The organism is Labedella gwakjiensis (genome assembly GCF_003014675.1).
Lineage (GTDB): Bacteria > Actinomycetota > Actinomycetes > Actinomycetales > Microbacteriaceae > Labedella > Labedella gwakjiensis.
Genome location: NZ_PYAU01000001.1, coordinates 2,668,623 through 2,691,529, shown reverse-complemented (window position 1 = coordinate 2,691,529; position 22,907 = coordinate 2,668,623). Strand labels below are relative to the sequence as shown.

22 protein-coding genes are annotated in these 22,907 nt (G+C 69.8%); 15 read left to right on the top strand and 7 right to left on the bottom strand.

The annotated features are described in order from the left end of the window. Window positions 1-18 precede the first annotated feature (18 nt). Window positions 19-555: a hypothetical protein gene (locus CLV49_RS12635; protein WP_106563852.1), complete on the top strand. Its 537-nt coding sequence runs from the start codon at window positions 19-21 to the stop codon at window positions 553-555. Window positions 556-781: 226 nt separating this feature from the next. Next, a complete protein-coding gene (locus tag CLV49_RS12630) occupies window positions 782-1,282 on the top strand; it encodes a hypothetical protein (RefSeq protein WP_106563851.1) in 501 nt (166 codons plus the stop codon). A gap of 77 nt (window positions 1,283-1,359) precedes the next feature. On the opposite strand, the gene CLV49_RS12625 is transcribed toward CLV49_RS12630, so the two are convergent. The 5 genes from CLV49_RS12625 to CLV49_RS12605 form a co-directional block, all read right to left on the bottom strand. Next, window positions 1,360-2,466 (bottom strand): ABC transporter ATP-binding protein, encoded by a 1,107-nt coding sequence (locus CLV49_RS12625; protein WP_106563850.1) that lies wholly within the window; start codon window positions 2,464-2,466, stop codon window positions 1,360-1,362. Continuing rightward, window positions 2,463-3,308, bottom strand: a complete 846-nt coding sequence (locus CLV49_RS12620) for an ABC transporter permease (protein WP_106563849.1) — start codon at window positions 3,306-3,308, stop codon at window positions 2,463-2,465. The genes CLV49_RS12625 and CLV49_RS12620 overlap by 4 nt, the downstream gene beginning before the upstream one ends. Beyond that, window positions 3,296-4,228, bottom strand: a complete 933-nt coding sequence (locus tag CLV49_RS12615; RefSeq protein ID WP_106563848.1) for an ABC transporter permease — start codon at window positions 4,226-4,228, stop codon at window positions 3,296-3,298. Before CLV49_RS12615 ends, CLV49_RS12620 begins: the two co-directional genes overlap by 13 nt. Beyond that, complete coding sequence (locus CLV49_RS12610) at window positions 4,207-5,334, bottom strand: ABC transporter substrate-binding protein (protein ID WP_106563847.1); 1,128 nt, start codon at window positions 5,332-5,334, stop codon at window positions 4,207-4,209. Before CLV49_RS12610 ends, CLV49_RS12615 begins: the two co-directional genes overlap by 22 nt. Before the next feature lie 213 nt (window positions 5,335-5,547). After that, window positions 5,548-6,405: a DUF3097 domain-containing protein gene (locus CLV49_RS12605; RefSeq protein ID WP_243696587.1), complete on the bottom strand. Its 858-nt coding sequence runs from the start codon at window positions 6,403-6,405 to the stop codon at window positions 5,548-5,550. Between the two features lie 164 nt (window positions 6,406-6,569). Between CLV49_RS12605 and CLV49_RS12600 the strand changes: the two genes are divergently transcribed. The 7 genes from CLV49_RS12600 (at window position 6,570) to CLV49_RS12570 (ending at window position 15,076) form a co-directional block, all read left to right on the top strand. After that, a complete protein-coding gene (locus CLV49_RS12600) occupies window positions 6,570-8,663 on the top strand; it encodes a TPM domain-containing protein (RefSeq protein ID WP_208019782.1) in 2,094 nt (697 codons plus the stop codon). A gap of 70 nt (window positions 8,664-8,733) precedes the next feature. Continuing rightward, the gene (locus tag CLV49_RS12595) at window positions 8,734-9,507 is read left to right on the top strand and encodes a PspA/IM30 family protein (protein ID WP_106563846.1); all 774 of its coding nucleotides are present in this window, start codon (window positions 8,734-8,736) and stop codon (window positions 9,505-9,507) included. Between the two features lie 75 nt (window positions 9,508-9,582). Then, on the top strand, window positions 9,583-10,422 hold the full coding sequence (locus CLV49_RS12590; protein ID WP_106563845.1) for an arginase family protein: 840 nt from the start codon (window positions 9,583-9,585) through the stop codon (window positions 10,420-10,422). A gap of 163 nt (window positions 10,423-10,585) precedes the next feature. Further along, window positions 10,586-11,374, top strand: a complete 789-nt coding sequence (locus tag CLV49_RS12585; protein ID WP_106563844.1) for a crotonase/enoyl-CoA hydratase family protein — start codon at window positions 10,586-10,588, stop codon at window positions 11,372-11,374. A 109-nt stretch (window positions 11,375-11,483) separates the two neighbouring features. Further along, window positions 11,484-12,944: a dihydrolipoyl dehydrogenase family protein gene (locus tag CLV49_RS12580; protein ID WP_106563843.1), complete on the top strand. Its 1,461-nt coding sequence runs from the start codon at window positions 11,484-11,486 to the stop codon at window positions 12,942-12,944. Next, window positions 12,945-13,358 carry a Fe-S oxidoreductase gene (locus tag CLV49_RS12575; protein WP_106563842.1) on the top strand — a complete coding sequence of 138 codons (414 nt, stop codon included), beginning with the start codon at window positions 12,945-12,947 and terminating at the stop codon, window positions 13,356-13,358. 173 nt (window positions 13,359-13,531) lie between these two features. Further along, window positions 13,532-15,076, top strand: a complete 1,545-nt coding sequence (locus CLV49_RS12570; RefSeq protein ID WP_106563841.1) for a hypothetical protein — start codon at window positions 13,532-13,534, stop codon at window positions 15,074-15,076. A 153-nt stretch (window positions 15,077-15,229) separates the two neighbouring features. Here CLV49_RS12570 and CLV49_RS12565 read toward each other — a convergent pair whose 3' ends face one another. Beyond that, window positions 15,230-15,718, bottom strand: a complete 489-nt coding sequence (locus CLV49_RS12565; protein ID WP_106563840.1) for an SIP domain-containing protein — start codon at window positions 15,716-15,718, stop codon at window positions 15,230-15,232. A gap of 76 nt (window positions 15,719-15,794) precedes the next feature. Continuing rightward, window positions 15,795-16,262 (bottom strand): carboxymuconolactone decarboxylase family protein, encoded by a 468-nt coding sequence (locus tag CLV49_RS12560; protein WP_106563839.1) that lies wholly within the window; start codon window positions 16,260-16,262, stop codon window positions 15,795-15,797. A 153-nt stretch (window positions 16,263-16,415) separates the two neighbouring features. Between CLV49_RS12560 and CLV49_RS12555 the strand changes: the two genes are divergently transcribed. From CLV49_RS12555 to CLV49_RS12530, 6 genes are all read left to right on the top strand, one after another. Continuing rightward, window positions 16,416-17,348: an alpha/beta fold hydrolase gene (locus CLV49_RS12555; RefSeq protein WP_106563838.1), complete on the top strand. Its 933-nt coding sequence runs from the start codon at window positions 16,416-16,418 to the stop codon at window positions 17,346-17,348. Between the two features lie 96 nt (window positions 17,349-17,444). Continuing rightward, complete coding sequence (locus tag CLV49_RS12550) at window positions 17,445-18,941, top strand: ABC transporter substrate-binding protein (protein ID WP_106563837.1); 1,497 nt, start codon at window positions 17,445-17,447, stop codon at window positions 18,939-18,941. Between the two features lie 42 nt (window positions 18,942-18,983). Then, window positions 18,984-19,934 carry an ABC transporter permease gene (locus CLV49_RS12545; protein WP_106563836.1) on the top strand — a complete coding sequence of 317 codons (951 nt, stop codon included), beginning with the start codon at window positions 18,984-18,986 and terminating at the stop codon, window positions 19,932-19,934. A gap of 212 nt (window positions 19,935-20,146) precedes the next feature. Then, the gene (locus tag CLV49_RS12540; protein WP_424978342.1) at window positions 20,147-20,938 is read left to right on the top strand and encodes an ABC transporter permease; all 792 of its coding nucleotides are present in this window, start codon (window positions 20,147-20,149) and stop codon (window positions 20,936-20,938) included. Beyond that, the gene (locus tag CLV49_RS12535) at window positions 20,935-21,933 is read left to right on the top strand and encodes an ABC transporter ATP-binding protein (RefSeq protein ID WP_341810516.1); all 999 of its coding nucleotides are present in this window, start codon (window positions 20,935-20,937) and stop codon (window positions 21,931-21,933) included. Before CLV49_RS12540 ends, CLV49_RS12535 begins: the two co-directional genes overlap by 4 nt. Beyond that, entirely contained in the window at window positions 21,930-22,715 is a 786-nt protein-coding gene (locus tag CLV49_RS12530) for an ABC transporter ATP-binding protein (protein WP_106563835.1), read from the top strand. Before CLV49_RS12535 ends, CLV49_RS12530 begins: the two co-directional genes overlap by 4 nt. Window positions 22,716-22,907: the final 192 nt, after the last annotated feature.

Sequence of the window (22,907 nt, the reverse complement as noted above, 5' to 3'; positions counted from 1 at the left end):
ATCCTTCAGGGGGACAACGTGTTCAAAAAGATCATTGCGGGAGCAGGCATTGCGCTTGTCGCCCTCTTCGCCGTTCCGACCGCCGCTCAGGCGCTCTACGCTCCGGAAGACAGCATCACCGTCACCGGTACCCCGGCGCCCGGCGGCACCGTGACCGTCACCATCGATGCAGCCTTCACGCCGGGCGAGGATGTCTCCTTCACCCTCACGGGCGAGAACGCCTCGGCCGCCACGCTCGCCGTATTCAAGGCCGCGGTTGAGACGAAGTCGCTCACGAAGGCCGCGGACGCCTCCGGCTCCGCTGCGCTCGACGTGACCCTCCCGGCCAACGCCTCGGGCACCTACACGATCACCGGCACCGGCCTCAGCTCCGGCATCGTCGGCACCGCCGCGGTCACCGTCGTGGCCGGCGACGGTTCCGGCACGGACGACGGCGACGGACTCGCCGTCACCGGTGGCACGGCTCTCACCGCCATCTGGATCGCGGGCGGCGCTCTCGCGCTCGGCATCGTGCTCCTGCTGGTCCGCACGATGCGCCGCAAGGCCAGCGTCTGATCTTCAGTCACTGAAGGAGAAGGCCCCCGGGTTCACCCGGGGGCCTTCTCCTTTTTGCTGTGCTCGGACGTAGGCCCCACGTCGGGACCGATCGCGAGTTCTCCACAGGGAGAAGGCCCGTGAGAACGGCTCATGTAACAACTCCCTTAGCGTGCAAAGAGTTCTGGATGAAAGCCGTCGCCGAACGCGACGTGGCCGTCCTCGCCACCGCACAGCAAGGAAACCCATGATCAAGAAGCTCCTCGCCGTCCTCGGGCTGGCATTCGTCGCCCTTCTCGCCGTCCCATCGGCCGCCTCCGCCTACGCGCCCGGTGGCAACGGAGTGGGAGACGTGACGGGACGTCCTGTGCCGGGTGGTTCCCTCAACGTGGGCTTCGAGGGAGTGTTCGCCCCCGGGGAGAAGGTGGAGATCATCGTCACCTGCCCCGGAGCGGCCGACATGGTCCTCGACGACGTCGCGGACGCCGATGGCAGCACGAGCACCGACTTCACGGTGCCGGCCGGCGCCACGGGTACCTGCAGCATCGCGGCACGCGGCGTGAGCTCGGGCGCCGCCGGCACCGCCGCCTTCTCCATCATCCCCGCCGATTCCGGCACGTCGGGCGGCGACGACCTCGCGGTGACGGGCGCCTCGACCGCAGCCGTCGTGTGGCTGGGCGCGGGCACCCTCATCGTGGGCGCGGTGCTCCTCCGCGTTCGATCGCTTCGACGCAGCGCCAGCAACTAGCGCGCCTGCCTGCACGGCCGGCCGGCCGTCAACGAACAGAAGCGCCGCCCGTCAGTCGACGGGCGGCGCTTCTCGTGTCAGCGGGCGGCGAGGGAGTCCGCGGCCACCTCGATCGAGACCTCGTCGCCGAACGCGAGCCGCTCATCCGCCGCGTGCTGCATGCGGACCGTGAGCCCGCCGTCCGTCCGCAAGCGCGTCCGCCTCAGCGAACCCAGGAACGTGCTCTCGAGCACCGACGCCCGCTCGCCGCGTCCGTCGGTCGCGAGACGGACGTTCTCGGGTCGCAGGAGCACCTCGATGGGGCCATCCGGACGCGATGAACGCAGGGGCAGGCGGACCCCGAAGACGGTCGCGTGCCCGCCCTCCGCCGTGGCCGGGACCACACTCGAGAGGCCCACGAAGTCGGCCACGAACGGCGTCGCCGGATCGCGGTAGAGGTCCTCGGGCGAGCCGATCTGCTCGATGCGGCCACCGTTCATCACGGCGATCCGGTCGGAGACGGCGAGCGCCTCCTCCTGGTCGTGCGTCACGAACACCGTCGTGATCGCGAGACGCAGCTGGATGCGACGGATCTCATCACGCAGCTGCACCCGCACCTTCGCGTCGAGAGCCGAGAGCGGCTCGTCGAGCAGCAGCACCCGTGGCTCCGTCACGAGCGCGCGGGCGAGCGCCACGCGCTGCTGCTGGCCGCCGGAGAGCTGGGCGGGGTACCGGTCGCCGAAGTCACGCAGCCCCACGAGCTCGAGCGCGGCGAGCGCCCGCTCCCGCGCCTCCGCCTTCTTCACCTTGCGCATTCCGAGTCCGAACATCGTGTTCTCGACGGCCGTGAGGTGGGGGAAGAGGGAGTACGCCTGAAAGACCATCCCGAGGTCCCGCTTGTTCGTGGGCACGTTCGACACGTCCGTGCCGCCGATGCGCACGACGCCGCCTTCCGGCGACTCCAGGCCGGCGAGGACACGCAGAGCCGTGGTCTTGCCGCATCCCGACGGACCGAGAAGCGATACGAACTCCCCCGCCGCGATGTCGAGGTCGAGTCCGTGCAGCACGCGGTGCCCGCCGTACTCCTTGACGACCTCGCGGAAGGAGACGCTCGCCCCGTCGACGCCGGCGGCGACGAGCGGATTCGAGCCCGTGGTGCGGGCGTCCCGCGAGGTGGCTGTGTCGAGAGCGCGGTCCGATGTCATGTCGGGTCCTTTCGCGGAGTGGAGCGTCGAAGGGCCGTCGCCGTGCCGACGCGACCGATGGCGAGCAGCAGGAGGAAGGCGAAGAGCAGCGCGAGGAGCGCGAGGATCACCGCGACGTAGGGGTCCTGCTTGTTGACGACGAAGAGCGCCGTCTGGAGGTTCTGCCTGTTGAGCAGCGACGCGATCGTGAACTCACCGAGCACCACGGCCACCGAGATGAGCGAGGCGGACAGCAGCCCGACGCGGAGGTTCGGTGCGAGGACACGGAAGAGCACGCTCCCCCATCCGGCGCCGAGCGAGCGGGCGGCCTCCGAGAGGGTGCGGACGTCGATCGCGTCGAGGTTCGCCTGGATCGCGCGGTAGGCGTACGGAAGCACCGTCACGCCGTACGCGAAGGCGAGCGTCCACACACCGGTTCCCACGGTGCGACCGATCGACAGATATATGGGAGCGAGTCCCACCACGAGCACGATCGCAGGGATCGAAAGCGGGAGGAGGCAGAGGAACTCGAGCGGTCGCCGCAGCTTCGGGAAGCGCAGCGTCACGAGGATCATCGTGGGGGCCAGGAGGAAGAGGACGATCGCCACGGTGGTGAGGGCCAGCACGAGAGATCCCTGCAGCCCCTTCCAGATCGGCGCGTACTTCCCCGCGTTCGCCGGGTCGACGAGCGCGACCCAGTGGCTGAGGTCGTAGCCGCCACCCGAGGTGCGGAACGTGAAGGCCACCATGGACGCGATCGGGATGAGGAACACGAGCCCGACGACACCGAGAATGAGCCAGGTCGTGGGGCGGCGCGGAGCGATCGTTGCGCGGACGGTACCCGTCCGGGTCAGGCCTGCCATCGAGCGGCCCTCCTCTGCACGAGCGCGTACGCGCACATGACCACGGCCATGATCACGATCATGCCGAGCGCGAGCACACCCGCCACGTTCTCGCGGCCCAGCACCGTCTCGCTCGTGAGCGCCGTCCGGATCTGCAGCGGCACGATCGACGAGCCCTGACTCGACAGAGCCGCCGCCGTGGCGTACGACGAGAACGCGTTCGCGATGAGGAGCAGGAAGCTCGCGAAGAACGACGGCGCGAGCACCGGTATCCCCACCTTCCACCAGAACGTCGCCGGCGTGCCTCCGAGCGTCAGCGTCGCCTCCATCCACTGCGGCTTGAGGCCCGCGAGCGCCGGGAGGAACGTGATCACCATGAGCGGTACCTGAAAGTAGATGTACGGCAGGACGAGGCCGGGAAGCTCGTAGATCCAGGCGCCGTCGGCGAAGATGTCGACGCCGAACACGTCACGCAGGAACACGGTGACGACGCCCTGCAGACCGATCGTCGCGATGAACGCGAACGCGAGCATCACGCCGCCGAACTGCGCGAGCACACCGCTCGCGGCGTCAACGATCGATCGAGCACGGCCGTCCTCGGGGAAGCCGAGCATGGCGTAGCTGAGCGCCGCGCCCACGACGGCTCCGATCGCCGCCGTGAGGAACGACAGCCAGATCGAGTTCCAGAACGCGCCGAGGATCACCGGGTCGGCGAGAGCCGAGAGGTTCTCCAGGGTGAAGGCGCCGTCGGAGGTGAAGAGGCCGCTCGCAAGAGCGATACCCGTTGGGAGGGCCAGGAAAACGGCGACGTATGCACCGAACGGGAGCAGCCCGAGGGCTGCAGGGGCTGTGGCGCGTCGGCGCCGTCGACCGGAGTCGACGGCACCGACGCCCTCGTGAACTGCTGAGGTCACCTGGTCTAGCCGACCGCGGCGGCCCATTCGCTGCCGAGGAGCTCGCCGGCAGCGGCACTCTGGTCGGACGTCGGCACGACGACCTCAGACGGAGCCTCGGGGAGCGCCTCGAAGAGGTCGGCGTCGATGGTCCCAGCCTCCTCCATCGCGTCGGCGAGCACTGGGCGGGCACCACCGGCGAGCCACAGGTTCTGCGCCTCGTCGCTGTAGAGGAACTCCTGCCAGAGGCGCGCTGCGGCGGGGTGCGGTGCGTCGGCGTTCACAGCCTGGTTGTAGTAGCCCGCGTAGCCCGTACCCGGGAGGATCTTGACCTTCCAGTCGGGGTTGTCCGCCGTGTGGGCGACGTTCAGGTAGTCCCAGTCGAAGACGACGGGGGTCTCACCGGAGGCGACCGTTGCGCTCGTGACGTCGAGCTTCAGCATGTTTCCAGCGGCGTTGAGTTCCTTGAAGAACTCGATGCCGGGGCCGAAGTCGTCGAGGTCACCGCCGTTCTGCACGGTCGCGAGACCCACGGCGGCAAATGCGGCACCGGCCTGGGTCGGGTCGCCGTTGATCGCGACGGAGCCCTTGAAGTCGGAGCCGAGGAGGTCCTCGAGCGACTCGGGCGCGTCGAACTTGGAGGAGTCGTAGCCGATCGACATGTATCCGCCGTAGTCGCCCGTGAAGAGTCCGCTCTCCTCCTTCAGCTCGTCGGGGATCGAGTCCCAGTTCTCCACCTTGTACGGGGCGAAGGTGTCGGTGTTCTCGAGGGCGACCGTGAGGCCGAGGTCGAAGACGTCAGGCGCGGTGTCGAGGCCCTTGTTGGTCTCGGCCGCCTGGATCTCCTCGGCGCTCGACGCGTCGGGCGACGCCTCGTTGATGGTGATCTCCGGGTACTTCGCGGCGAACGCGTCGAGGACGGCACCGTAGTTGGCCCAGTCGCGCGGGAGGGCGATGACGTTGAGCTGCCCCTCCGCCTTCGCGGCGGCCTCGAGGTCGGCGAGCGAGCCGAAGTCGGCGAGGCTCGTGGCCGTCGCGGCGTCCGTCGATGCGTCGCCGCCTGAGGCGTCGGCTCCTCCGGACGAGCATGCTCCGAGGAGCAGGGTGATGGACGCAGCGGCCGCGAGTGCGGCGATGCCTCGACGTGTGGACATGGGTTCCTCTCGTGGTGCGCCGAGGTCGGGCATGACTCGGCTGCCTCACGGAGGTTAGGAGCGTCACGCGACATCAGGGCGTCCGCCGGGTGAACGGCTCGTGACGCGCACGCAACCACCTCCCCCTCCCCTCACCCCTTCCCAGACCCCAAAAAGATGGCGATACACCATCGGGTTTCGGGGTGTATCGCCATCTTTTTGGGGTGAGGGGGGTCAGGAGGTGGGTTCGGTGACGAAGTCGATGAGGTGCTCGACGCGGCCGAGGAGCTCCGGCTCGAGGTCACCGAAGGTGTTCACCTTCGAGAGGATGTGCTGCCACGCCGCCGCGATGTCGGCCTGCGTCTCGTGGGGCCAGCCGAACGACCGGCATATCCCCTTCTTCCACTCGATGTTCCGCGGGATCGTGGGCCACGCCTCGATGCCGAGGCGCTGCGGCTTCACCGCCTGCCACACGTCGATGAACGGGTGCCCCACGATGAGCACGTGATCGCGGTATGCAGGCTTCACCGCGCTCGCGGCGATACGACTCTCCTTCGAACCCTCGACGAGGTGATCGACGAGCACTCCGATCCGACGATCGCGCGAGGGCTTCGCCTCCTCGAGATGGCTCGCGAGGTCGTCGATGCCGCCGAGGTACTCGACGACGACCCCCTCCACCCGGAGGTCGTGCCCCCACACCTTCTCGACGAGCTCGGCGTCGTGCCGCCCCTCGACGTAGATGCGACTGGCCCGTGCCGTGCGCGCCTGAAGGTTCTCGACGGCGAAGGAACCCGACGCGGTGCGCTTCGGTGCGGCCTTCGCGGCGGCCGGCGGCGTGAGCACGACAGGCTTGCCGTCGATGAGGAAGCCTGAGCCGAGCGGGAAGGCGCGAATCTTTCCCCGACGATCCTCGAGCTCGATCATCCGGGCATCCGCACGGACGACGGCACCGACCCAGCCGGACGCCGCCTCCTCCACCACCATGTCCCGTTCCACCGCGACGGATGGGACCACCGTGCGACCGGCCGCACGCCAATCACCGGCGAGCACGTCGCCTCCGTACCGGTCGAAGGGGTCGCGGGAATCGATCACCCGGCCACGCTAATCGTGCTCCGCTGCGGCGCCGCCGAGGCACGCCGCTCCGCCGGAGGTCGACCCAACCTGAACGAGCCCTGGGACTGGGCTGGGTGGATGGACGGGGCAGGAAGCCGCCGCCTAGACTTCAAGACACGCTCAGGAAACAGGAGAGTGGGCCGATGCTCGCGAGGTTCGGAACGGCGATCGCCGCTGTCGTCATCGCCGCGTCGATGACCCTCCTCCCCACGTCGGTGGCGTCCGCATCACCCGACGAGACGACCCTCCCGGCCGACGTGACCTCCATCCTGTCGACCGAGACACCGGTCGACCTCGGCTCCGAGCACGTCGTCGACAATGCCGGAGTGCTCGACGCCGGCGGGGTGACCGCGATCGAGGACGCCATCGGCGAGCTCCAGCGGGAGGACGTCGATCTCTGGGTCGTCTACGTCGACGAGTTCTCCTCCCCCGCCGACGCGGAGGAATGGGCGAACACCACAGCGGAGCAGAACGGCCTCGGACCGAATCAGTACCTCCTCGCCGTTGCGACGGATGCGCGCACCTACTATCTCTCGGGCGACACGTCCGGCCCCGTCTCGGGAGACCAGCTCACCTCGATCGAGCTGGACCAGATCCTCCCCCAGCTGCGTGACGAGGACTGGGCCGGTGCCGGCGTCGCCGCTGCAGACGGCCTCCGCGGCGTCGTCTCGGGGAGCTACGGATCGAACGGATCCGGCTTCTTCTGGGTGCTCATCATCGGCGTCGTCGTGGTCGGCGCCATCATCTTCTTCGTGGTCCGTTCACGGCGCCGCACGCAGGGTGCGCCGACCGGCGGGCCGGCGGCCGTTCCGCTGCCCGAGCTCGAGAGGCAGGCGGGCGTCGCCCTCGTGCAGACGGACGACGCGGTGCGGACGAGCGAGCAGGAGCTCAGCTTCGCCGTCGCCCAGTACGGCTCCGACGCGACAACGCCGTTCCGTGGGTCGATCGACGCCGCCAAGGCGAAGCTCACGGAGGCCTTCACGCTCAAGCAGCAGCTCGACGACCACATCGAGGACACCGAGCAGCAGAAGCGGGAATGGAACACCCGCATCATCGCGCTGTGCGACGAGGCCGACGACGCGCTCGACGCCCAGGCCGTCTCCTTCGCCGAGCTGCGGGCGATCGAGGCGAAGGCGCCGGAGGCTCTCGCGACGATCCGCACGGAAACGGGATCGACGAGCGCGCGTCTGCCCGGCACGGGTCAGCGCCTCGATGCGGCACGCGCGCGTCTCGCCCCGAGCGCCCTCGAGCCCGTCGCTGACAACGTGAGGGAGGCCGATGGGCTGCTCGCGTTCGCCTCCGAACGCTTCACGGAGGCGGACACCGCCATCGCCGCCCAGCGCAGCGGCGAGGCCGCCGTCGCCATCCGCGCGGCGGAGACGGCCGTCGACCAGGCCATCTCCCTCCTCGATGCGGTCGACCGCCGCCTCGAGCAGCTCGACCACGCCGAGCAGGCGATCCCCGGCCTGCTCTCCGAGCTCGATGCCGACATCGCCGCGGCCCGTGCACGCGGCGAGCGCGGCGGCGACCTCGCCGCCGCCGTCGCCGCGGCCGAGACCGTCGCCACCGACGTCCGCGCGGCCCGCTCGTCCGGCGCACCCGGAGACCCCGTCGCGACACTCGACCGCCTCACTGCCGCCGAGACGTCCATCGAGTCCGCGACCGCCGAGGTCCGTCAAGCGGACGAGGCCGCCCGGCGCGCAGCGAGCCTGCTCGGCTCCGTCCTCGTCTCCGCTCGCGCGAAGGTCAGCGCGGCCGAGGACTTCATCAGCTCCCGCCGCGGCACCATCTCGGAAGAGGCGCGCACGCGACTCGCGAGCGCCGGTCAGTCCCTCGTCCGTGCCGAGCAGCTGGCCCCGACCGATCCGGCCGCCGCGCTCGAGAACGCCCAGCGCGCCGAGTCGCTCGCGTCCGACGCGATGCGCGCAGCGCAGGTGGACGTGACCTCCTACTCCTCCGGCCGCATGTCCACGGGCAGCGGGATCGGGGATGCCACGGCGGGCGCCGTGATCGGGAACATCCTCACGGACATGCTCCTCGGCGGCGGGGGTAATCGCGGCGGCTACGGAGGCGGCGGCATCTTCGGCGGGGGCGGGGGCGGTTTCGGTGGGGGCTTCGGCGGAAGCGGACGATCCCGCTCCGGCGGCGGCAGTTTCGGCGGCTCCCGATCCCGTTCGAGCTTCGGCGGATCCCGCGGAGGCGGCGGTCGATCGCGATCGGGCGGCGGACGCTTCTGAGCCGCCGCGCCGCCACGACACCTGACTTTCACACGACAGACGACAGCACCACGACGAGAGGAACCACCCCATGAGCAAGCAGTCCATCTTCGGCCGCATCAGCCAGCTCGCCCGCGCCAACATCAACGCCCTCCTGGACCAGGCGGAGGACCCCCAGAAGATGCTCGACCAGATGGTGCGGGACTACACCAACTCGATCGCCGACGCCGAGAGCGCCATCGCCGAGACCATCGGAAACCTCCGCCTGCTCGAGCAGGACCACGCCGAGGACGTCCGCGCCGCACAGGAGTGGGGCCAGAAGGCCATCGCCGCGAGCCGCAAGGGCGACGAGCTCCGAGCCGCCGGCAACACCGTGGATGCCGACAAGTTCGACAACCTCGCGAAGGTCGCGCTCCAGCGCCAGCTGAGCGAGGAGCGCGAGGCGCGCGCCGCCGAGCCCCAGATCAGCGCGCAGACGCAGGTCGTCGACAAACTCAAGTCGGGCCTCGACAACATGAAGGGCAAGCTCGAGCAGCTCAAGTCGAAGCGCAGCGAGCTGATCGCACGCGCGAAGACGGCCGAGGCGCAGCAGCGCGTGCACGACGCGGTCAAGAGCATCGACATCATGGACCCGACGAGCGAGGTCTCCCGCTTCGAGGACAAGATCCGCCGCGAGGAGGCGAAGGCGGCCGGCCAGGCCGAGCTCGCCGCGTCGAGCCTCGACGCCCAGTTCGAGTCGCTCGAGGACCTGGGCGAGCTCACCGAGGTGGAGGCTCGCCTGGCCGCCCTGAAGAGCGGCGGATCGGCGACTCCGCTCCCCGCCGTCGAGGCCACTCCGGGCACCTCCTACACGCCGGGACAGTGACCGCCGGCTCGCCGACGCCCCGGACGGGCGGCGCGGACAGCATCCGCGCCGTCCGCCGCCGGGCGGAGGCCTGACATGGCCCGCTTCGTCGTGGTGCCGCAGTGGCAGGGATCGGGTTCCGATCGTGCGATGCGGCTCGCGACCGGCGCGGCGCGGATCGCGGAGGATCTGCCGAGATCCGCCACCGAGTACGTCGACGTGCCGCTCGAGGCGGGCTCGGCGCTCGACACGGGCGTCGTCCGCGCCTCGTCCGTCCTGCGAGTGCGCGAGGAACTCGCCGCGACGCTCGGTCAAGGGCAGGGACCGGCCGTGACGGTCGGTGGCGACTGCGGAGTGGAACTCGCGGCCGTCGAACACGCCGCATCCCTCGATCACGGGATCGCCGTGGTCTGGTTCGACGCCCACGCCGACCTCAACGTGCCGGAGGAGTCGCCGTCCGGCGCCTTCCACGGGATGGTGCTCCGCTCCATTCTCGGCGACGGTCCCCCGGCTTTCGCCTCCCGTTCGGCGGTGCAGCCGTCGCGCACCGTCCTCGCGGGGGTGCGCTCCATGGACCCGGGCGAGGAGGCGTTCGCCGCCGAGTCGGGGGTCGCCGTGCTCGCGGGGACCGAGGCCTCCACCGAAGCGATCCTCGCCGCACTGCGCGCGACCGGCGCGACGAGCGTCTACGTGCACATCGACCTCGACGTCCTCGATCCCGCGTCGGTCACCGCCGTGAACCACCCGGAGCCGTTCGGCCTGTCCGTCTCCGATCTGCTCGATGCGGTGAAGTCGATCCGCGCCGAGTTCGAGCTCGCTGGAGCCGGGATCATGGAGTTCGCCCCGGCCGACGAGGTGCCGGGCGGTGTGACGGACCCGGATGCCGGCGACGACCTCACGACGATCCTCCGCCTCATCGCCGCGCTGCGGGCCTGATCCGCGCCGAGGTCGTCCGTGTGTGCGCAGTGATGCCGCTCGGTGGCAGACGGCGGCGACCGGGCTGCCCCGCCGCGCGGTCGGTCGTACGCGATCGCGCGGGTCCGCCGGCGCGTGCGTGCAACCGGGTGCGGGTGTCGGTGGCAGCGACCACAATGGGGGAATGACGACGGAGCAACTGATCCTCACCGAACGCCGGGGGCATGTCCTTCTCATCGGCCTGAATCGTCCGGAGAAGCGAAACGCCGCCACGTTCGACATGCTGCGTTCTCTCGCGGCCGCCTACGGCGAGCTCGACGCCGACCCGGAGTTGCGAGTCGGTGTGGTCTGGGCCGTCGGCGACCACTTCACGGGAGGGCTCGACCTGGCCGACATCGGCCCGCGGCTCGGGTCCGACGGCCTCGACTTCGTGCCAGATGGAGGCATCCACCCGTGGCAGGTGGAGGGGCGCAGTGTCCGCAAACCCATCGTGATGGCCACCCAGGGCACCTGCTTCACGCTCGGGATCGAGCTCGCCCTCGCGAGCGACATCGTCGTGGCCGCAACCGATACGAGCTTCGCCCAGTTGGAAGTGTCGAGGGGCATCCTCCCGTTCGGCGGCGCCACCATCCGTTTCCCCCGCGCCGCCGGATGGGGGAACGCGATGCGCTGGATCCTCACCGGCGACCCCTTCGACGCCGAGGAAGCCCACCGTATCGGCCTCGTGCAGGAGCTCACCCAACCGGGAGAGCAGCTCGATCGGGCGCTCGAGATCGCGCAGCGGATCGCCGCACAAGCGCCGCTCGCCGTGCAGGCCACGCTTGCGAACGCGCGGGCGGCCGTCCGCGAGGGCGACGCCGCGGCGGAAGCCGACCTGGGTCCGGCACTCGCCGCCCTCGCCGCGAGCGAGGACGCCGCTATCGGCATGCGCGCCTTCGCCACCCGAACAACCGCCGACTTCGTCGGGCGCTGACATCCGCGAGGGCGATCGCCCTCGAACCCGCACGACGCACGGAACGACCCGCAGCACAGCACAGACAGACACACAGACACACAGACGGCACGCACAGACAGGACTCGCCATGACCGACACCACCGAATCCACCCCGACCGACCAGTGGGATCTCATCGTCATCGGCGCGGGTGCCGTCGGCGAGAACGTGGCGGACTACGCCACGAAGGGAGGACTCCGCGTGGTGATCGTGGAGGCCGAGCTCGTGGGCGGTGAGTGCTCGTACTGGGCGTGCATGCCCTCGAAGGCGCTTCTCCGCCCCGCGACCGTGAGACTCGCGGCACAGCGTGTGGCCGGCGCGAGCGCGGCCGTCACCGGTGAACTCGATGTGGCCGCCGTGCTCGAGCGGCGTACGAGCTTCACGAGCGAGTGGAACGACGCGAGTCAGGTCGAGTGGCTGCAGGGCGCGGGGATCGACCTGGTGCGCGGCCGGGCGCGCATCGTGGGCGACCGTCGCGTGGACGTGACGCAGCCGGACGGCACCGTGCGCACCCTCACAGCCACGCACGCCGTGGCCCTGTGCACCGGGTCCGTGCCCACGATGCCTCCCATCGACGGCCTCGCGGAGGCGAAGCCGTGGACGAGCCGTGAGGCCACGAGCGTCACCGAGATCCCGTCGTCGGTCGCGATCGTCGGCGGCGGAGTGGTCGCATCCGAACTCGCGACGATCTACCGGTCCCTCGGAGCGGAGGTCACCGTCGTGATCCGTGGACGCCTGCTCGGAACGCTCGAGGACATCGCATCAGAGCGCGTGCAGAAGAGCCTCGAGGAGTCCGGCGTCCGGATCGTCGTCGGCTCCCCGTCGAGCGTGCACCGCGGCGACGACGGCCGCGTCACGATCGCCCTCGGCGAGGACGACGAGCCGATCGTCGCCGACGAGATCGTCGTGGCGACGGGTCGGCACCCGGCCACATCGGACCTCGGACTCGAGGAGGTCGGCGTCACACCGAAGGACCTCCACGTCGACGACTCGATGCGCGTGTCCGGCGTTCACGGCGACTGGCTCTACGCCGTGGGCGACGTCAACGGCCGTGCCCTCCTGACCCACCAGGGCAAGTACCAGGCGCGTGCCGCCGGGCTCGCCATCGCGGCTCGCGCCGCCGGTACCCTCCCGTCCTCCCCCTCTGCTCGTCCCGAGCCGTGGAGCGACTACGCCGCCACCGCCGATCACGAGCATGTTCCGTCCGTCGTGTTCACCGAGCCCGAGGTCGCCACCGTCGGGCTCACCTCGACGGCCGCGACCGAGGCGGGCTATCCCGTGCGCGTCGTGGACTACGACCTCGGCTCGGTCGCCGGCGCCGCGGTGCATTCCGACGGATACTCCGGTGCCGTCCGCGCGGTCATCGACACGGAGCGGCGCGTGATCCTCGGAATGACGTTCGTGGGTCAGGACGTGTCCGAGATGCTGCACGCGGCGACCATCGCCGTGGTGGGAGAGGTATCCCTCGACCGCTTGTGGCACGCGGTGCCCGCGTACCCGACCATGAACGAGGTCTGGCTGCGCCTGCTCGAGACGGAACGGTACGCGTAGATGCCATCCCTGCTGCTCGACTCCCCGGTGAGCCGCGCCGGATACTACTTCGCCACAGCGGTCGGACTCACGTGGGGTTTCCTCTGCTCCACGGGGCGTGTCGAACGGCGCAACGGACTGTGGGTGTTCACCGGCATGCCGAAGCGCGCGTTCGGTCGTGGCGGATCGTGCGTGGGCTCCTGCTATCTCACCGATTCGAACGTCTCAGACGACGTCCTCGAACATGAGGCCGTCCACAAGCGTCAGTGGCAGCGCTACGGGATGCTCTTCCCGTTCCTCTACCTCGCCGCCGGGCGCGACCCGTTGCGCAACCGGTTCGAGATCGAGGCAGGACTCGAGAAGGGCGGCTATCTGCGTCGCCGCCGGCGTCCGCGGACGAATGGGGCGACGACGACGAACGGGCCGACGGCGTAGTCCCGTTCGCGCGGCACCCGGAGTCGCCCCGGATGACGTTGCTGTTAATTCGGCAGCACAGAGTGCGCCATACCCCCCGTTCCGGGTACCCTGGGAAGAACGGCTCCGTGTGCGGGATTCCCCCCCAACCCGCGCGGTGAGAGCCTGCGTTGAGCCGACGGCGGGAGCCGGCCATGCATTCAATCGACGTCGCCCTGCGCCGAAACGCCAGCGACGTCCTCAGCGTGCCCGGAAACGCCCTGCTTTCGGCTCTCCGCCACCCCTCCGCGGTGCTCGTCGGCGCACGGTTCGTCGTGGTCAGGCGTATGCCTCTGGTGATCGCCGTGGTGCTCATGATCCAGCTGCTCGGCGGCGTCATCGCCGACCCGACGAGGGCCGCCGCTCCCGTGATATCGACCGCCGCGGCTCTCGCCGGCGTCGTGTCGAACGGGGCCACGACCGCCGGAGCGGCGGTGACGGCCGTCTCCACCGTCAACGCCGCCGCGAGTGCCGCCGCTCTGCAGTCCATCGCCGTCGCCGCTCATGTGGACGAGGCCGAACAACAGTCGGCCTACGTCCTCCTCGACTCCGCTCGCGTGACCCCCGCCGTGGTGAGCAACCCCCACGCCGTCGACCGCATCCTCGACGCCGCCCTCCCGGCGACCCGGGTCGCCGCGTGGTGGGGCTCTCTCTCCACGACGGAGCGCGCCGACATCGTCACAGCCTCGCCGACGCTTGTCGGGAACCTCGACGGAGTGCCCCTCGCCGACCGGGTCTCAGCCAACCGTGAGAGCGCGTCTCGGGCCCTCGCCGCGTACCCCCGCTCGGGCTCGGAGCTCGCGAGCGACGAAGCCACCTACCTCGCGCGGGTGGCGTCGGGAAACGTCTCGCTCTACGCCTTCGACGTGTCGCGCGACGCGATCGTGGAAATGGTCGGCGATGCGACCACCGCCACGCGCACCCTGATCTTCACCCCCGGTACGACCGCGACGCTCGCCGACTTCTACGACGGCTCCATGCAGTCACTCGCGCAGTGGGAGGTCGAGCACGCGACGAGTGCCGAACCGACCGTGGCATTCGTGTACAAGATCGGCTCGTTTCCGCAGTGGAGCGTGAGCGACGGGCCGTTCGACAATCACCGGTCCATCACGCTCGGAGTGCTCTTCGACCGCTTCAACGAGGGTCTCGACGCCACGGCCGTCGGCGACCTCGCTCGCACGTCCGTCGAGCACAGTTTCGGCTCGAGCATCGGCGGAGTGGCGGAGACCCTCGGCACGCGTTTCGATACCCGGATCGTTCTCGGCGGGGTCGGGATGCTCGCCGGGTGGCAGCCGTCGGCATCGACGCGCTACGTGGCATACGTCGCCGGAAACGACGTCACCCGCTACATCTACGGTCTCGTCGAAGGCGACACGCTCGGGTACGCCGTCGCCCCGTCGGCCGCCAACGGATTCGAGCAGGAGGACCCGGAGCTCCAGAGCGACGCCTGGTACCTGCCGCTTCGGCTGCTGTCGGGCATCCTGGGACCGGCGATCGAGGTGGCGCAAGGGTTCATCAATCACAATCGCGTGGCCTCGGCGAGCGACAACGCCGCGGTGCTTCGAGGAGTCCTCGCGGACGTCGGTTCCGCCGGCGAGACAAGGACGGCGTCCGACCACGACGATGCGCCCTCCGCACCCGTGACGCCGCATGTGGACCTCATGGCCCTGCCGTCTCGCGAACTGCGTTCCGAGCAGTAGCCGTCGACCGCTGGTTCGGCCCGACTCAGCGGCGCGAGGCTCCGGACGAGGCTCTGCATGAGCCTCCCGACCGGCCAGGGACGAGCCCCGTGCGCGAAGGCCCGATGACAAGTTCAGTCCGGCACGGTCCCGATGACCGACCGTTCGACAGACTCAGGACAGGCGGTAGGCGACGGGGGCCGTGACACGGGTCGCGTCGACGCCGAGGTCGTGCACGAGGTGTTCGTATGCGGGAGCGACGCCTCGGTAGTCACCGCCGAGCCAGACCTCCACGCGCACGTCGGGACGATCGACGGCGTCAGCCGCGGGGGCGCACAGCATCTCGTCGGCCCATGCGGTGACGGCTCGTACAACCGCTTCACCACGGCCGCACGATGCGCCGGTTCCCGGAGCTCCCGACCGGGCCGAACGGGGCAACCACGTGACGGTCATGCGGGACGGAACGGCGATCAGGCCGATGTCGTCGGCGGAGGCCACCTCGACGAACACCCGACCGCTCGCGCAGAGCGGAAGCGTCGCGACCATCGCCTCGAGTTCGGCGATCGCCGACTCGTCGCAGGCGAGGAGGAAGGGGGCGAGACGGCGGCTCTCCGCAGCGGAGGAGGAGCGGCGCCGGGTGGTCTCGCGAGAGGTGGTCGTCATAGCCCCATCAGTATAGGCATGCCTTACCTCACATCTGTACCCCGTCCGGGCAACTCACACCCGCGCGGACGGAGCGTCAGTCGTCGTCCGGTTCCGTCGCGTAGCGCCCCGTGATCGCAACGCGGTTGAAGGCGTTGATCGCGACGCTGATCCACGCGATGGCCGCGTACTCGTCCACGGAGAGGAAGTCGAGCACGTCGCGGTACTCGCGATCGGACAGGACACCGTCGCGGATGAGGGTGATCGACTCCACGACGGTGAGCGCCGCACGCTCGCGCTCGTCGTAGATACCCGACTCGCGCCACGCCGGAAGCATCACCAGCCGTTCGGCGGACTCCCCCAGTGCGATGAGCTTCTTCGTGTGCACCCGGATGCAGTACGCGCAGCCGTTGAGCTGCGAGGCGTGCAACTGCACGAGTTCGGCCGTGGTCGCGGGGACGCCGGCCTCCTTCGCGACCTTGCCGACCTCGGTCGAGAACGCGGCGAGCTTCTCATATGCGCTCGGCACGGTGCGGGACAGGTGGATGCGTTCCTCGTCGATCACCCTTCCATGATGGTGCCCTGTCGGCGCCTCGGCCAGAGCATTGCGCGGAACGGCGGACTCTGTCACCGAACGTCACGATGTGATCGCGGCGGGACCCGAGCCACGACGGATGGAGGAGACTGTACCGAGTACGGAAAAGCGAGGAGACACCCGATGAGCGACGGCGACACCACCGACGAGTTCCGCTATCTGAGCGGTCAGGCCGTCGCCCTCGGACTCGACTCGGTACCGGCGCACCGGCGCTCCCGTTTCACCGACCGCGATGGCCGCGCGGTGAGCGCGATCGAGTGGAGCACGGGTGGACCCGAGGTGACGTTCTTGCACGGCGCGGGACTCAACGCGCACACCTGGGACGCGACGGCCCTGGCGCTCGGCCTGCCAGCGCTCGCCGTCGACCTCCCGGGTCACGGCCACTCCGACTGGCGGGACGACGTCGACTACCGGGCCGAGACCAATGCCGCCGCCGTCTTCTCGGTGCTCGAGCGCGTGGGCTCCGACTGTCAGCTCATCGTGGGGCAGTCGCTCGGCGGCCTCACCGCTGCCGTGCTCGCCGCGACGAACCCCGGCACGGTCTGCGGCCTCGTGGTGGTCGACATCACACCGAGCGTCGACACGTCGACCGGGGCGGCCGCCGTCCGTGACTTCCTCGACGGGCCGGACGTCTACGCCACGCGGGAGGAGATCGTCGACCGCGCGATCGCCTTCGGAATCGGCACCGACCGGGACGATCTCTCCCGCGGCGTCTTCCTCAACACCAGACCCGTCGACGGCGGATTCGCCTTCCGGCACCACCTCGCGAACCTGGGCGGCGCCGCTCCCCTCTTCGACGCCGACAAGAGCGGCCTCTGGTCGGCGTTCGAACGTCTGACCGTGCCGGTCCTGCTGGTACGAGCCAGCCACGGATTCCTCACCGATGAGCTCGAGGAGGAGTTCCTGACTCGCGTGCCGGGCTCGCGCTCCCTCACGATCGACGGCGGCCACAACCTGCAGGAGCAGGCCCCTACGGCCCTCGCCCACGCGATCACGTCGGCCCTCGAGGTGGCTTGCGCCGACTCGAGTGCCTCCGTCCCGTCCACAACCGCATAGATCCCTCCCCCTGTCGGCGGCACAGCGCGCCGGTACCCGACGTGATGCCGGTACTCTTTCCCCGGCTCGCCGTCCCTCGAAAGGAAAACGTCCGACATGTCCCGTTTCCGCCGGAACGCCGTCGTCGGGCTCGCGCTCGTCGCGGCCCTCGCCCTCACCTCCTGCACCTCGGGCACCGACACCACGAACACCCCGGACGCAGACGCCTCCGTGACGGTCGGCCTCGTGCTGGAGCCGACGGATCTCGACATCCGCCACACCTCGGGCGCGGCCCTCGAACAGGTGCTCATCGACAACGTCTACGAGGGCCTCGTCTCGCGCACCGCGAGCGGCGAGATCGAGGACAATCTCGCGTCGAGCCACGAGGTGAGCGACGACGGCCTCACGTACACGTTCACGCTCAACGACGGCATCACTTTCCACTCGGGCAACGAGGCCACGGTCGATGACGTCGTGTGGTCGCTCAACGGCGTGAAGGACGACGAGACCCTCATCGACCACGCGAACTTCGCGAACGTCTCCTCCATCGCCGCCGACGGCGACGACACGGTCGTGATCACCCTCACGGCGCCCGACTCGAACTTCCTCTGGAACCTCACGGGCCGCGGCGGGCTCGTGTTCGAGCAGGCCGACGACACCGACCTCTCGACCGGCGCCAACGGCACGGGCCCGTTCACCCTCGGCGAGTGGAAGCAGGGCGCGAGCATCTCGCTCGATCGCTTCGACGACTACTGGGGCGACGCGGCCCAGGTGTCCGAGGTCGTCTTCGAGTACATCCCCGACGCCACGGCCGGCGTGAACGCCATCGTGGCGGGCGACATCGACGTCCTCACGCCGGTGGACGCGAACCTGCGCAGCCAGGTCGATGCGGTCGACGAGCTCACGATCACCGAGGGCAGGACCACGGACAAGTACACGCTCGCGTTCAACAATGCGCGCGCGCCTCTCGATGACGTGCGTGTGCGCGAGGCGCTCCGCCTCGCGATCGATCACGAGGCGATCATCGCGGCCATCGGCGGCGCCGGTGTGGAGCAGGGCGGCCCGATCCCCGAGCTCGATCCGGGCTACGAGGACCTCACGGACGTGCGCCCGTTCGATCCCGAGCGCGCCAAGCAGCTCCTCGCGGAGGCCGGACAGAGCGACCTCGAGCTGACGCTCACGATCCCGAACATCTACGCGAACACCGTCTCGAACGTGCTCGTCTCGCAGTTCAAGGACGTCGGCGTCACCCTCGATGTGGACTCCGTCGAGTTCTCCGCCTGGCTGGAGGACGTGTACACGAACAAGGACTACGACCTGAGCTTCGTCGACCACCTCGAGGCGCGCGACTTCGGCAACTGGGCGAACCCGGATTACTATTTCGGCTATGACAACCCGGAAGTGCAGTCGCTCTTCCAGGAGTCGGTCGCAGCCACGAGCGACGACGAGGCCGCGGACCTCCTCGCGCAGGCCGCGCGCATCGTCGCCGAAGACCACGCCGGCGACGTCCTGTACAACGCCACGGCGCTCACGGCCGTCGCGGACGGGATCACCGGCTTCCCCACCGACTCGCCGAACGCGCGACTCGACCTCGGCGAGCTGGCGGTCGGCTAGCGGCCGACGCGACGTGATCGTGACCGGGATCGGCCGGACGCGGTGATCCGTTTCCTGGCCACTCGGATCGTCCTGCTCCTCGTCGGGCTCCTGATCGCGAGTGCACTGATCTTCTTCACGCTGCGGGTGCTCCCGGGTGACGTCGCACAGGTGATCGCGGGCACTCAGAGCACGCCGGAGCAGGTCGCCGCGATCCGCGAACAACTCGGCCTCAACGTGCCACTGCCGGTGCAGTACCTCGACTGGGTGGGCGGCATCCTCCGCGGCGATCTGGGGTCCTCGCTCGTCACGGGCACCCCCGTGGTCGAGGAGCTCGTGGAGAAGGCGGCCGTGACGGTACCCCTCGCCCTCATGTCGCTCGTCATCGCGCTGCTCGTGAGCGTGCCGTTCGGAGTTCTCGCCGCGCTGCGCCGTTCCTCGGTCTCCGGTACGGTCTTCGCCGTGACGGCTCAGGCCCTCGCCGCCGTTCCCGTGGTGTGGGCCGGGATGATCCTCGTCATCGTCTTCGCGGTGTGGCTCGGTTGGCTGCCGCCGCAGGGTTTCCCGCGCGGCGGCTGGGACGATCCGGCCGCGGCGGTCCGGGCGCTGCTCCTGCCTGCCCTGACGATCGGGGTGGTCGAGGGCGCCGTGCTGCTGCGCTTCGTCCGCTCCGCCACGCTCGAGGCGATGGGACAGGACTACGTGCGCACGGCAGCGGCCACGGGACTGACCCGGCGGCGCGCACTGCTCACGCACGGGCTCCCGAACGTGGCCCTGTCCGTGGTCTCGGTCCTCGCCCTGCAGGTCGCCGGCCTCCTCGTGGGCGCCGTGATCGTCGAGCAGCTCTTCACGCTCCCCGGTGTCGGCCGCATGCTCGTCTCGGACGTGGGCAACCGCGACCTCGAGAAGGTGCAGGGGGCCGTGTTCCTCTTCACGGCGATCGTGCTCGTCATCGGCGCGCTCATCGACGTGCTCGCGCGCGTGCTCGACCCTCGGCAGCGGGAGACGTCATGACCGCATCGACGCCTGCGACTCCCCCGGCCGGTGGCCCGATGGGCGATGGACGCTCGACCGGCGCTAGCCCCTCGACCGGCGCTAGCCCCTCGACCGGCGCTAGCCCGTCGACCGGCGCTACTCGCTCTGCCGGCTCACGCCGCTCGGCGGGCGCGCGACCGCGCTGGTTCGCCGCTTTCATCCGCCACCCCTCGGCGATCTACGGCAGTGTCGTGATCCTCGTCCTGCTGCTCGCCGCCGCCGTCTCCTTCATCTGGACCCCGTACGAGCCGCAGCGCGCCAACCCCTACGAGCAGTGGCTCCCCCCGTCGTTCACGCACCTGCTCGGCACCGACAACATCGGACGCGACATCTTCAGTGTGCTGCTCGTGGGCGCCCGAGTGACCGTGGGCGTGGCCGTGGGCAGCGCGCTCGTGGCGATCGTCGTGGGGGTGGGTCTCGCGGCGCTCGGCGCCCTCACCGCTCGCTGGTTCCGGGAGGGGATCGCGGTGCTCGTGGACGTGCTCATCGCCTTCCCCACCCTCCTCATCGCGATGATGCTCGCGTCCGCCTTCGGCGGCTCGCTCCTCGTGGTGATCGTCGCCGTCGGGTTCTCGTTCGGCGTGAACATCGGTCGCGTGTCGCGCCCGGAGCTCCGACGGATCCGCCGCGCGGAGTATGTGCTCGCGGGGCGGGCAGCGGGGCGGGGTCCCGTGCGCAACCTCGTGACGCATCTGCTTCCGAACGTGGCACCCGTGTTCATCGTGCAGGTGTCGTGGTCGATGGCCGTGGCGATCCTCGCGGAGGCCGGTCTGTCGTACCTCGGCTACGGTGCACCGTCGAACACCCCATCGTGGGGTCGGATGCTCGCCGAGCTGCAGTCGTACATCGGGATCCACCCGTGGTCGGTGCTGTGGCCAGGACTCGCGATCACTCTCACGGTGCTCGCGTTCAACCTGCTCGGCGACGCGATCCGCGACGTGACCGACCCGCGTCTGACCCGCGCTCCGGTGGTGACCGCATGAGCCTCGAGGTGCGCGATCTGACCGTGCGGATCGACGGACGTGTCGTCGTCGACGGTGTGAGCTTCACGGTCGCCGACGGCGAGCGCGTCGGTCTCATCGGCGAGTCCGGTTCGGGGAAGTCCCTCACGGCACTGGCGATCCTCGGGATCCTCCCCGACGGGGCCGCGGCCACCGGCAGCGTGCTCGTGGACGGCACGGAAGTGATCGGCGCAGCCGATCGTGACGTGGCGCGCCTCCGCGGGCGACACGTCGGCATCGTTTTCCAGGAGCCACGCTCCTCCCTCAACCCCATCCGCTCGTTGGGTCGGCAGCTCGCCGATCCGGTGCGTCGTTTCGAGGGGGTCTCGCGGCGGGACGCCGCGGCCCGAGCCGTCGAGCTCGCGCGCCTGGTCCGTCTCCCGGAGCCGGACCGGATCGTGGGTCGCTACCCGCACCAGGTGTCCGGCGGCCAGCTGCAGCGGGCCGCGATCGCCCTCGCCCTCGCGGGCCGCCCGCGCCTCCTCATCGCGGACGAGCCGACGACCGCGCTCGACGTGACCATCCAGGCGGAGATCCTCGACCTCTTCGACCGGCTCGTGTCGGATCTCGACACCGGCCTGCTCTTCATCACCCACGATCTGGCCGTGCTTCGCCGCATCGCGGACCGGGCCGTGGTGCTGCAGAACGGTCGCGTCGTGGAGGAGGGGTCTGTGGATGACCTCGTGCACCGCCCCCGCACCGAGCTCGTGCGCCGGCTCGTGGAGTCGGCCCGCGCCACGAGCTGGCGGTCGTCGGCTCCTCCCGCCGACACGACGGGCGGGATCAGCGGCGCCGACGCCCCTGATCGACCTGCCCCGACCGGCTCGACCGGCATAACCGGCTCAACCGGCTCAACCGGCTCAACCGGCTCAACCGGCTCAACCGGCTCAACCGGCTCAACCGGCTCAACCGGCATATCCCACCCGACCAGCCCGACGGACCGTCCCGGTTCGACAGATCCAAGGAACGCGTCATGACCGGGCCGCTCGTCGAGTTGCGCGAGATTTCACGCGAGTACCGTCTGCCGCGAGAGAACCTCTTCACGCGGGGCAGCGTGACCCACGCGCTGCGCCCCGTGTCGCTCACCGTCGAGGCGGGTGATGCGCTCGGCGTGATCGGTGAGTCCGGTTCCGGGAAGTCGACGCTCGTCCGGTTGCTGACCGCGCTCGATGCGCCGACCGGCGGGGAGGTGCTCTTCGACGGGAAGGTGATCTCGGGTCGCCCCGACACGGCGCTCACCTGGCTCCGACGCGAGGTGGGTGTGGTGTTCCAGGACCCGTACGCGTCGCTCGATCCGCGGATGACCGTCGGTCGCATCGTGGCCGAACCGCTCGTTGCCTTGGGGATCGACGGTGACCGTCGCGCCCGCGTACGGGAGATGCTCGGGCTGCTGGGGCTCGGCACGGAGTTCGGCGACCGGTACCCGCACGAGCTGTCGGGAGGCCAGCGACAGCGGGTGGCCATTGCGCGCGCACTCGTCCATCGCCCGCGGCTGCTCGTGGGTGACGAACCGCTGAGCGCTCTCGATGTGACCGTGCGCGCGTCGATCCTGGACCTCATCGGCACCCTGAAGCAGGACCTGGGGTTCACGCTCGTGCTCGTCTCGCACGACATCGGAGTGGTCGCGCGACTGTGCGACCGTGTCGTCGTGATGACGGAGGGTGAGGTGGTGGAGCAGGGTGACACCTCGACCGTTCTTGCGCACCCGCAGCACCCGTACACCCGCCGTCTCCTCGCCTCGGTTCCGACCATCGACTGAGAGCCCCCGCGTGTTCCCACCTCGAAAAACGCGGGGACCACGATCGTGACGTTCCAGAACCATCGAGGCTCGAAACAAGGTCACCCTTCGACACGCTCAGGGACCGTGACGGTGATGACGAGTTCGACCCGCACCACCTCGCATCCCGTCGACACGCTCACGGACCAGGGTGGAGATGTGCCGACAGCAGCC